This window comes from Streptomyces ochraceiscleroticus, assembly GCF_000720485.1.
Lineage (GTDB): Bacteria > Actinomycetota > Actinomycetes > Streptomycetales > Streptomycetaceae > Streptomyces > Streptomyces ochraceiscleroticus.
This window is the reverse complement of the sequence record NZ_JOAX01000057.1, coordinates 1-9,142: the sequence shown is the minus strand read 5'-3', so window position 1 is coordinate 9,142 and position 9,142 is coordinate 1. Positions and strand designations below refer to the sequence as shown.

The following is a 9,142-nucleotide window of genomic DNA, read 5'->3' as shown; positions in this document are numbered from 1 at the left end:
CACCTCTCTATTCGTCGGCAGCGTCAGATGTGTATAAGAGACAGGTACGGGGCGGGGCCCGGGGGCGGGCGGGACGCCGGCGGTCTGGACCGACGCTGCGCTACGGGGGCGCTCGAACAGCCGCGGCCCCCCAGCGGGGGGTTACCCAGGAGGGGGCGGCGGAAAGCCCGGAGGGGGTGGCGGGGATCGGGGCTCGTGCCCGCTGGCAGTGGGGCGGCGGGCGGGGAGCACGCTGCGCCTACGGGGCGGGTCGAACACCCCCGTCCCCCCAGCAGGGGGTTACCCAGGAGAGGGCAGCGGAAAGCCCGGAAGGGGTGGCGGGAAGCCCGGAAGGGGTGGCGGGAACCGGGGTTCGTGCCCGGCTCAGGACGGGCGGGCCATGGCCGCTACGAATGCCTTTTCGACGTCGGCGGTGGAGAGTACGCCGTAGATCTCGCCGGTGTCCTCCACCACGAGGTACTCGGTCGCCGGGGTGGCGCGCAGGTGGTCCAGCAGGTCCTCGCCGGCCAGCTCGGCCGGGACCCGCATGCCCTCCTTGAGGTCCTGGGCGAGGCCGCTGACCGCGACCCAGGGGCGGCGGTGCTCGGGGACGCCGACGATGGCGGCCTCGCGGACGACGGCGGTGGGTGTGCCGTGCCCGTCGACGACGACCAGGGCGCGGGCGCCCGCGTCGTTGGCACGGCGCAGCGCCTCGGAGAGCGGCGTGTGCGACTCCACGGGGACGGCGCGCCGGGTGAGCGTACGGGCGCGGAGGTCCGGGAGGTGTTCGCGGAGCCGGGCCATGCGCAGGCTGTTGCCGGCGCCGGTCCAGATGATCGCGGCGAGGATCGCGGCGAGCAGGGCGTCGGTGAGGGAGTCGACGCCGCCGATGTCGGGGCGTTCGTTGCCCAGCGCCCCGGTGTGGGTGAGCAGCGGCAGCCCGATGAGGACGGCGACGGCGAGCGCGCGGCCGACCCAGGCGGCGGCGACGGTGCCGGTCATCGGCTTGCCGCTGATGGCCCAGACGACGGCGCGGAGCATCCGGCCGCCGTCGAGCGGGAGCCCGGGCAGCAGGTTGAAGACCGCGACGATGAGGTTGGAGATCATCAGGCCGGCGACCAGGACGCCGGGGACGGTGCCGGGCTCGACGAGGTACATCGCGCCGTAGAAGACGGCGGCCAGCACGAGGGAGAGCAGCGGGCCGACGAAGGCGAGGACGAATTCGCGGCCGGGGGTCTCGGACTCCTTCTCGATCTCCGAGACGCCGCCGAAGAACTGGAGCTGGATGCGGCGCACGGGGAGCTTGAAGCGGAGCGCGGCGACGGTGTGCGCCAGCTCGTGCACCAGGACGGAGGCGTAGAAGGCGACGGCGAAGAAGAGGGAGACGAGGTACCGGGCGCCGCCGAGCTCGGGCAGTACGCGCTCGAGCTGGCCGCCGAAGACCCAGGTGATGAGGGCGGCGACGAGGAACCAGCTCGGGGCGACGTACACGGGCACGCCGAAGGGCTTGCCCATGAGGATGCCGCCGCCGATGCCGCGGCGTCCGTTGGCGGCGCCGTCGACGGAGCCGGGCGTGGCGCCGCGCCTGGGCTTTCCCCCGGGCGCGTTTCCGGGCGCGTTTCCGGCCGCAGGCCCGGACTCGCTGTCCGCATTCGGTACGTTCTCCGCTGCCGTACCGGGCGTGTCGGCGCCCTCCCGTGGTGCTTCCGGGGAGCTCGGGGTACCGCTCGGCTCGTCCGGCGTCCGCACGGGCAGGCCCTTGCCGGCCTCCGGCCCCGCCTCCTGGGCGGTGTCCGGTGCGGTGGCGGACTCCTGGGCGTCCTGCGGGCCCTGCGGCTTCCCGCTCTCGTCCACGGCGTCCCCTCGTCGGTGTACGGCCTTCACCCCTGACCGGCCTGTCCGGTCCGATACCACGATCATGCAGGGCGAAGCGGTCCGCCGTCGATGGTATGCGGAGGGTTGTCAGTGGCGGGCCGTAGGGTCTAGGGCTATGGACACGAGCACCGAGAAGGCCGTACGGGCCGCGCCTGTGCCGGCGCGCCCGGTGGCGCTGTCGCCCTCCCGCGCGAGCGATTTCCTGCAGTGCCCGCTGCTGTACCGCTTCCGGGTGATCGACAAGCTGCCGGAGAAGCCCAGTGAGGCGGCGACCCGGGGGACGGTGGTGCACGCGGTCCTGGAGCGGCTCTTCGACGCGCCGGCGGCGGAGCGGACGGCGCCGAGCGCGCGGTCCATGGTGCCGGGCGAGTGGAAGAAGCTGCTGGAGAAGCGTCCGGAGCTGGCGGAGCTGTTCGCGGACGATCCGGAGGGCGAGCGGCTGGCGCGCTGGCTGTCGGACGCCGAGAAGCTGGTGGAGCGGTGGTTCTCGCTGGAGGACCCGACGCGCCTGGAGCCGGCCGACCGCGAGCTGTACGTGGAGACAGTGCTGGAGTCGGGGCTGCGGCTGCGCGGCTTCATCGACCGGGTGGACGTGGCGCCGACGGGCGAGGTGCGGCTGGTCGACTACAAGACGGGCAAGGCGCCCCGCCCGGAGTACAGCGAGGGCGCGCTGTTCCAGATGAAGTTCTACGCGCTGGTGCTGTGGCGGCTGCGCGGGCTGGTGCCGCGCCGGCTGCAGCTCGTGTATCTGGGCAGCGGTGACGTGCTGACGTACGACCCGTCCGAGGCGGATCTGCGGGGCGTGGAGCGCAAGCTGCTGGCGCTGTGGGACGCGATCCAGAAGGCGACGGATTCGGGCGACTGGCGGCCGCGGCGTTCGAAGCTGTGCGGCTGGTGCGACCACCAGGCGGTGTGTCCGGAGTTCGGCGGCACTCCCCCGCCGTATCCGCTGGCGCCGGGCGCGGAGGCCGCGGAGCCGGTGCTGCCGGGCGCGGAGGCCGCGGAGCGGGCGCTGCCGGTGATCCCCGGACCGCCGTCCGGGCCGGACGCGGCAGGGCAGAATGGGGCCGCAGGCCAATCGAAGGAGAGTTCGTGACTATCCGCGTCCTGCTGGTCGACGACCAGCCGCTGCTGCGTACTGGCTTCCGGATGATCCTGGAGGCCGAGCAGGACCTCGCGGTCGTCGGCGAGGCCGGTGACGGTATGCAGGCGCTGGATCAGGTGCGGGCGCTGCAGCCCGACGTGGTGCTGATGGACATCCGTATGCCGCGGATGGACGGGGTGGAGGCGACCCGCCGGATCACGGGGCCGGCGAAGGACGGCCCGGCGAAGGTCCTGGTGCTGACGACGTTCGATCTGGACGAGTACGTCGTGGAGGCGCTGCGGGCCGGCGCCAGCGGCTTCCTGCTCAAGGACGCCCCGGCGAACGAGCTGGTGCAGGCGATCCGGGTGGTGGCGGCGGGCGAGGCGATGCTCGCGCCGAGCATCACGCGCCGGCTGCTGGACAAGTACGCGACGCATCTGCCGTCGGGCGAGGAGCCGGTGCCGGACGCGCTCGGCACGCTCACCGAGCGCGAGGTGGAGGTGCTGAAGCTGGTCGCGCGGGGCCTGTCGAACGCGGAGATCGCGGCGGACCTGTTCGTGAGCGAGACGACGGTGAAGACGCACGTGGGCCATGTGCTGACGAAGCTGGGCCTGCGGGACCGGGTGCAGGCGGCGGTGTACGCGTACGAGAGCGGGCTGGTGCGCCCGGGCGCGCAGTAACGCCGCACACGCGGGAAAACACGGGAAAACACGGCCCGGACGAACGGGTAAGGCCCGGCGCGATCGCTCGCGCCGGGCCTTACCCGTGCCGTTGACGTGCCCTTGAGGCCGGAGGCCGGTTACTCCTCCGCGCTCTTGCTGATCTCCCAGAAGCGGAAGACCGTCGAGGAGTCCAGCGTCCACTCCAGGCCGGAGACGGTGTCCCGGGCGACGGCGTACTGCTTGCCCTGCCACAGCGGGAGCAGCGGCAGTTCGTCGGCGACGATCTGCTGCACCTCGCGGTAGTCCTTCTTGGTGGCGCCGCGGTCGGGCTCGGCGGCGGTCCTGGGCAGCAGGCTGCCGGTGATGCGCGACGAGTCGAAGTCGTTGTTCAGGACGTTGCCCTTGCCGAAGAAGGGCTGGGTGAAGTTGTCGGGGTCCGGGTAGTCCGGGATCCAGCCCTTGACGTACACGCCGTACTTGCCGGCGGCGACGCCCTTCTCGTAGTCCTCGAACGGCACGCTCTTGACCTTGGCGTCGAAGAGGCCGCTGGCATTGAGCTGCTGGGCGAGTTCCTGGAGCGCCGCGTCGGTGTCGGGGCCGTAGCGGGTCGGGGTGGACCAGAGCGTGACCTTGGCCTTGCCCTGGACGCCGGCGGAGCGCAGCGCCGCCTCGGCCTTGTCGGGCTGCGGGCGGGAGCCGTAGGTGTCGAAGAAGGCCGTGGTGTGGCCGGTGATGCCGGCCGGGACGATGGAGAAGAGCGGCTCGACGGTGCGCTGGTAGACGTCGCGGACCAGGGAGGCGCGGTCGATGGTGTACGCCATGGCCTTGCGGACGCCGAGCTTGCCGACGACCGGGTCCTTCATGTTGAAGACCAGGTGCATGACCTCGGCGCTGTCGCCCTCGACGACCTGGGTGCGGCCGCTGTCGACGGCGTGGTCCAGGTCGGCGATGTCCTTGTTGGCGAGGCCGCGGTAGGCCAGGTCGATCTTCCCGTCCTGGACGGCGTGCTTCAGGTCCGTCTGGGAGTCGAAGAACTTCATGGTCATGCCGGAGTTCTTGACCTTGGCGGGGCCCTTGTAGGAGTCGTTGACGGAGAAGACGGCCTGCTTGTCGCCGTAGCTGTCGAGCTTGTAGACGCCGGAGCCGACGGCCTCGCCGTCGGTGCGGAGCTTGTCGGCCGGGTATTCCTTGCGGTCGACGATGGAGCCGGCGCCGGAGGCGATCTTCATGGGGAAGGTCGCGTCGGGCGACTTGAGGTGGAAGACGACGGTCTTGTCGTCGGGCGTGTCGATCTTGTCGAGCCCGGCGAGCATGACGGCGGGGCCGTTCTTGTCGTTGATCCGCAGAGTGCGGTCGAAGGAGTACTTCACGTCCTTGGACGTGAGGGCGTCCCCGTTGCTGAACTTCAGGCCGTCCTTCAGCTTGCAGCGGTAGACCTTGCTGCTGGTGTCGGTGAAGGTGCAGCTCTTGGCGGCTTCCGGGTGGGGGGTGGTGCCGCCCTTGGGGAAGCTGATCAGGGACTGGAAGACGTTGTTGAACAGCAGCCAGGAGCCGGGGTCGTAGCCGGCCGCCGGGTCGATCGACTGGATCTTGTCCGTCATGCCCATGACCACGGGTTCACCGACCCCGGCACCCTCGTCGTCGCCCGAGCCGCAGCCTGCCAGCAGGGCTGCGGCCAGCCCCGCACACAGCGGGGCGGCGAGCAGCTGGTCACGTTTCCTCACGTGCGCGTTCCTCACAGTTGGTGTCGCGGTTGCCTGCCGACGAGGCCGTCGGCCGATGAGCGGGGAACCCGCTCTGCGGGCCGGCCGGCCGGTGCCCGTGGTGCGGGCGCCGGCCGGCCGTTGCTCCGGCGTCAGTCGGCGACGCCGCGGCCCAGTTCCCAGATCTGCAGCGCGGAGGAGGAGTTGAGCGCCCACTCCACACCGGTGATGTCATCGCGCGCGGCGACGTACTGCTTGCCCTGCCACAGGGGCAGGACGGGAACGTCGTCGGCCACAATATTCTGCGCCTGCTTGAAGCTGCCGGCGGCCGCGTTGCGGTCGGTCTGCTGACGCGTGGCCGGAATCAGCTGGTCCTCGATCCGGTGGTTCCGGTACGGGGAGCCGAGGAAGTTGCCCTTCCCTATGAACGGCGCGAGGTAGTTGTCGGCGTCCGGGATGTCGGCGTACCAGCCCATGCCCCAGACCGGGTACTCGCCCTTGGCGGAGTCCTCGCGGAAGGTCTGCCAGTTGTCGACGCCCTTGAGCGTGACGTCGAAGACGCCGTCCTTCTCAAGCTGCTTCTCGATCTCCTGGAACTCGTCCTTGGTGATCGAGCCGTAGTGGTTCTTCGTGTAGGCGAGCGTCACCTTGACGGGGGTGTGGATGCCCGCGCTCTCCAGGATCTGCTTCGCGGCGGCCGGGTCGGGGCTGCCGTACTTGCTGAAGAAGGAGTTGATGTGGCCGGTGAGGCCGGTCGGTACCAGGGAGTACAGCGGGTCGCCGGTGTGCGCGTACACATCGCGGACCAGCGCCGGGCGGTCGACCAGCTGCGCGATGGCCTGGCGCACCGCCTTGTTGCGGACGGCGGGCGCGTCGGTGTTGAAGGCGAGGTAGCGGATCTCCTGGCCGGGCATCTCCTGGAGCGCGACGTGGGAGTCCGTGGCGTCCTCCAGGCCCTGGATCTGATGCGGCGACAGGCTGCGGTTCATCAGGTCGATGTCGCCCTTGCGCAGCGCCTTCTCCATGGCGTCTGCGTCGCCGAAGAAGCGCATCTCGACCGTGTCGTTCTGCGGCTCGATGCTCCCCTTGTAGCCGGGGTTGCGGGTGAAGACGGCCTTGGTGACGCGGTTGCCGCTGTGCTCGGCCTCGAGCTGGTACGGGCCGGAGCCGACCAGGTCGAAGCCCTTGTAAAGGGCGTTGCGAGGGTAGACCTTGTGGTCGACGATCGCCGCGGCGGGGGTGGCGAGCTTCTGCGGGAAGGTGGCGTCGGGCTTCTTGAGGTGGAAGACCACCTCGTTCTTGCCGGCCGTCTCGACGGTGTCGACGTTGTCCATCAGCGACACCGGGCCGTTGGCGTAGTTGATCCGCAGCATCCGCTCGACGGAGAACTTCACGTCGGTGGCGGTGAGGGAGTCGCCGTTGCTGAACTTCAGGCCGTCCCGCAGGGTGCAGCGGTACTGCTCGTTCTGGGTGTCGCGGAAGCCGCAGGAGCGGGCCGCCTCGGGGACCGGTGCGTTACCGGTGCGGGGCAGCCGCATCAGGGTCTGGAAGGTGCCGCGCAGCACGTTCCAGGCGCCGACGTCATAGGTCTGCACGGGATCGAAGGGGGCCGGGGCCGCCTTGGACGCCTCGATGGTGTCGGTGGTCCCCACGACGATCGCCTTTCCGTCCCCGCCCGCACTGTCGCTGCTTCCGCAGGCGGCCAGTGCGGGGGCGAGCAGACCGGCCAGGACCGGCAGCACCAAGGTCGTGCGATTCATCGTCGGCGGGTTCCTTATCAGCGCAGAGGTGTTGCTCGCGTCGACATTAGTAGGAACGGTCTGCGGGTCCGTGACACAGCAGAGTTGAGCGCATATCACGCCCAGATAACACTCGCTGGGTGACCGATATCCGGACACTGGAACGATTCGTACGCCGACTCACCAATGCGGACACTTACCCCCGCCCAACCCGCCTCATCACCCCCATGGAACACCCTCAACCCCACTTGTCGATGGCCGGACGCGTGACAAACGTCACGGATTGCAATGCAACCGGTGACATGAGAATTCAGCGCCGCTATTCGTCACGGAAAATGAGCGGACCACTCCTCAGTGTCCCTTCCGACCCCGTTCGGCCTTTCCCGCCACAACGCTCAGTGCACGGTCATCGTTTTTCCGTGATGAGGGCCCGCAGAAAAGGCAGATCGACCTCTTCCAGCGACGGTACGACGGTCCGCGTCGGGGTCGGCTCGATCGGCAGCACCGACGGCACCGCGACCACCCGGCAGCCCGCCGCCTCGGCCGCCGTCACGCCCGTCACGGTGTCCTCCACGACCGCGCAGAACGGCGGGTCCACGCCGAGCCGGGCGGCGGCGGTCAGATACGGGTCCGGGTGCGGCTTGGTGCGCGCCAGGTCGTCGCCGGCGAGGGTGAGATGGAAGTGCTCCGCACCCAGCGAATCGAGCATGCGGTCGATGATGTCGCGGTGCGAGGCGGAGACCAGCGCGGTCGGCACCTGATGCGCCGCCAGCTCGGCCAGCAGCCGGCGGGCGCCCGGCATCAGCGGCACCCCCCGCTCGATCCGGGCGGTGAAGCGGGCGTTGAGCAGAGTCGTCAGCTCCGCGAGCGCGATCGTCGCGCCGGTCGCCTGGATCAGGTACGAGGCGCTGCGGGTCATCGGGCCGCCGACCACGACCTGGCGGTGCGCTTCGTCCAGTACGTATCCCAGGTCGGCGAAGACCTCGGCCTCCACCTCCCACCAGAAGCCTTCGGTGTCGACGAGGGTGCCGTCCAGATCGAGAAAGACGGCCTGGAGGGTGGAGCCTTCGGCCGTTCGGGTGCCGACGGCGGGGATGCTGCTGGTCATCCGTACACCTCCATTGCAGGGGTCCCCGGAGGGACAAAAGGGCCGGCCGCCTTCCCCGGGGGAAAGACGACCGGCCGCTACCGGACCGATAAGTGTACGACTGTGCCGGTCCGTGCGCTCTCGTCCTCGACCGGAAGCCCGGCTTCGGGCTCCGGCCGCACTCGCCGCCGCGAGAAACGCGCTACCGCGCGTTGAAGTACTTCGCCTCCGGGTGGTGGATGACGATGGCGTCCGTGGACTGCTCGGGGTGGAGCTGGAACTCCTCGGAGAGCTGGACGCCGATCCGCTCCGGCTGCAGCAGGTCCGCGATCTTCGCGCGGTCCTCCAGGTCCGGGCAGGCCCCGTACCCGAGGGAGAAGCGCGCGCCGCGGTACTTCAGCGCGAACATGTCCTCCATCTCGGCGGGGTCCTCGCCCTGGAAGCCCAGCTCGGCGCGGACGCGGGCGTGCCAGTACTCGGCGAGGGCCTCGGCGAGCTGGACGGAGAGGCCGTGCAGCTCCAGGTAGTCGCGGTAGGAGTCGGCGGCGAACAGCTTGGCCGTCTCCTCGCCGATCTTCGAGCCGACGGTGACGACCTGCAGGCCGACCACGTCGGTCTCGCCGGACTCCTCCGGGCGGAAGAAGTCCGCCAGGCACAGCCGGCGGCCGCGGCGCTGCCGGGGGAAGGTGAAGCGGGTGCGCTCGGTGCCGTCCTCGTTCAGCAGGATGAGGTCGTCGCCCTTGGAGTGGCAGGGGAAGTACCCGTGGACCACGGCCGCTTCGAGGAGGTTCCCGGTCTGCAGCTTGTCCAGCCAGCCGCGCAGCCGCGGCCGGCCCTCGGTCTCCACCAGCTCCTCGTACGTCGGGCCGTCGCCGGTACGGGCCTGCTTCAGCCCCCACTGGCCCTTGAAGAGCGCGCCCTCGTCCAGCCAGGAGGCGTAGTCGGCGAGCTGAATGCCCTTCACCACGCGAGTGCCCCAGAAGGGCGGCTCCGGGACCGGGTTGTCGGTGGCC

Annotated in this window: 7 protein-coding genes; 2 read left to right on the top strand and 5 right to left on the bottom strand. The window is 70.3% G+C overall.

The genetic code is table 11. The features are described from left to right. Window positions 1-363: 363 nt before the first annotated feature. Window positions 364-1,833 (bottom strand): site-2 protease family protein, encoded by a 1,470-nt coding sequence (locus IG84_RS0137000; RefSeq protein WP_031067754.1) that lies wholly within the window; start codon window positions 1,831-1,833, stop codon window positions 364-366. 136 nt (window positions 1,834-1,969) lie between these two features. Here IG84_RS0137000 and IG84_RS0136995 point away from each other — a divergent pair, with 136 nt between their 5' ends. Together IG84_RS0136995 and IG84_RS0136985 are read left to right on the top strand one after the other, a co-directional pair. Then, window positions 1,970-2,950, top strand: coding sequence for a RecB family exonuclease (locus IG84_RS0136995; RefSeq protein WP_078649924.1), 981 nt, complete (start codon window positions 1,970-1,972; stop codon window positions 2,948-2,950). After that, window positions 2,947-3,618, top strand: a complete 672-nt coding sequence (locus tag IG84_RS0136985; protein ID WP_030252059.1) for a response regulator — start codon at window positions 2,947-2,949, stop codon at window positions 3,616-3,618. The genes IG84_RS0136995 and IG84_RS0136985 overlap by 4 nt, the downstream gene beginning before the upstream one ends. Before the next feature lie 119 nt (window positions 3,619-3,737). On the opposite strand, the gene IG84_RS0136980 is transcribed toward IG84_RS0136985, so the two are convergent. The 4 genes from IG84_RS0136980 to IG84_RS0136965 form a co-directional block, all read right to left on the bottom strand. Then, the gene (locus IG84_RS0136980) at window positions 3,738-5,324 is read right to left on the bottom strand and encodes an ABC transporter substrate-binding protein (RefSeq protein WP_031067750.1); all 1,587 of its coding nucleotides are present in this window, start codon (window positions 5,322-5,324) and stop codon (window positions 3,738-3,740) included. 131 nt (window positions 5,325-5,455) lie between these two features. Further along, a complete protein-coding gene (locus IG84_RS0136975) occupies window positions 5,456-7,063 on the bottom strand; it encodes an ABC transporter substrate-binding protein (protein ID WP_031067746.1) in 1,608 nt (535 codons plus the stop codon). 385 nt (window positions 7,064-7,448) lie between these two features. Beyond that, window positions 7,449-8,150: an HAD family hydrolase gene (locus tag IG84_RS0136970; protein WP_031067744.1), complete on the bottom strand. Its 702-nt coding sequence runs from the start codon at window positions 8,148-8,150 to the stop codon at window positions 7,449-7,451. Between the two features lie 181 nt (window positions 8,151-8,331). Then, window positions 8,332-9,142: vitamin B12 dependent-methionine synthase activation domain-containing protein (locus tag IG84_RS0136965; RefSeq protein ID WP_031067742.1), on the bottom strand; the 811-nt coding region annotated here is incomplete at its 5' end.

Coding starts and splice junctions, on each gene's coding strand:
- IG84_RS0136995 (WP_078649924.1), top strand. CDS start 1,970: ATGGACACGAGCACCGAGAAGGCCGTACGGGCCGCGCCTGTGCCGGCG.
- IG84_RS0136975 (WP_031067746.1), bottom strand. CDS start 7,063: ATGAATCGCACGACCTTGGTGCTGCCGGTCCTGGCCGGTCTGCTCGCC.
- IG84_RS0136970 (WP_031067744.1), bottom strand. CDS start 8,150: ATGACCAGCAGCATCCCCGCCGTCGGCACCCGAACGGCCGAAGGCTCC.